This is a genomic window from Microcoleus sp. w2-18bC1, assembly GCF_036700365.1.
Classification (GTDB): Bacteria; Cyanobacteriota; Cyanobacteriia; order Cyanobacteriales; family Microcoleaceae; genus Microcoleus.
In genome coordinates, this window is record NZ_JAUBOS010000158.1 from 1 (window position 1) to 1,496 (window position 1,496).

At 37.6% G+C, this 1,496-nt stretch carries 1 protein-coding gene; it reads left to right on the plus strand.

Annotated features, from left to right (window positions below):
- Window positions 1–164: 164 nt before the first annotated feature.
- Complete coding sequence (locus QT979_RS28810) at window positions 165–1,463, plus strand: IS4 family transposase (RefSeq protein ID WP_333217147.1); 1,299 nt, start codon at window positions 165–167, stop codon at window positions 1,461–1,463.
- Window positions 1,464–1,496 lie beyond the last annotated feature (33 nt).

A 1,496-nucleotide genomic window follows, 5' to 3' on the forward strand; every position in this document is an offset into this window, starting at 1 on the left:
CATTGGTGACAAGTTAAGGAAAAAGGGAAATTGTCAAGGGTAGTATTTGCATGGGTCTGGGATCGTGGGAAACTTATGACAGACAAGTAATAGAGGGATGGTGAGCAGCCATGACCAGCAGCCGAAAAACCAATCGAGACCACGCGAAAAAAACACACAGACCAATGGTGGAAGATGAAGTAATTGCAGAGCAACTGGAAAGATTGCTGACACCGGCGATTACAAATCAAGAAAATTACTACCGAAAATTAGGACTCAGAGAGCGGATATTGAATTTACCGTTGATGATGGCTGCGGTATTAACGTTACTGTGGCGAGACGTAGCAGGGGTGAGAGAACTGACCAGAATCTTAGCCAGAGACGGTTTTCTGTGGTGTAATCCCACAAAAGTTAGTCAACAAGCGGTATCACAACGATTTTTGACATTTCCTGCGGAGTTATTTGAAAAAGTATTTAAAGATTTATTGCCAAGTCTCAGAAAAGCTTGGCATAGTAGAAATAAACGTCCATTGCCAGAAAGTATTCAATTTACCTTATCAAAATTCGAGAAAATTTGGATAATAGATGGCTCAATATTGGAGGCTCTATTTAGAAAACTACAAAGCTTAGAATCAGTTGAAAAAGGACAATTAGCCGGAAAAATAATTACAGTCATTGATTTAATAACCAGATTACCTGTTGAGATTTGGTTTGAAGAAAACCCTAAAGCTTCTGATACTAGAGCGGAAGAAGATATGCTGAATTTAGTTACAGAAAATACTTTGCTATTACTGGATAGAGGATTTTATCATTTTAAGTTTTGGCATAAATTAATCGAAAAAAAAGTTGAATTTATTACTAGAATAAAGAAAGGAGCAGCCCTTCAAATAGAACAGGTATTTACAGATAGTTATGGACTGCGAGACCGGAAAATACGCCTAGGTTCTGGCACAAAAAAGACTCCGTTTATCACGTTACGTTTAATTGAAGTTAGGTCAGGAAAAACCTGGCATTCTTATTTAACAAGTGTTCTAGAGCCTCATGTTTTGCCACCTTATGTAGTTGCGGATTTATATCGGCGTCGTTGGCGAATAGAAGAGGCTTTTAATACAGTAAAAAGACTCTTGGGTTTAAGTTATTTATGGACTGGTTCAATCAATGGAATTAAATTGCAAATTTGGTCAACGTGGTTGTTTTATGCTGTGTTAGTAGATTTAGGTGATGCCGTAGCGGATGAACTTTCTCTGCCCTTTGATGAGATTTCATTAGAAATGATTTATCGTGGTCTTTATCATTTTACTATGGCTCATCAAAAAGGTAAGGCAACAGATCCAGTTAAGTATTTTGCCGACCCAAAAAATCGAGATTTAGGTATTGTCAAACAGAAACGAAAACCCAACATAAAGTTAATTGTGGCTCCTTTTCCGGATCTTCAGCGAGGGTCTGACCAGTTTTTTTTCAACAATTCTCTAAAAGCCTCTTGACAAAAGACTTACAGTCTTAACTTGTCACCAATG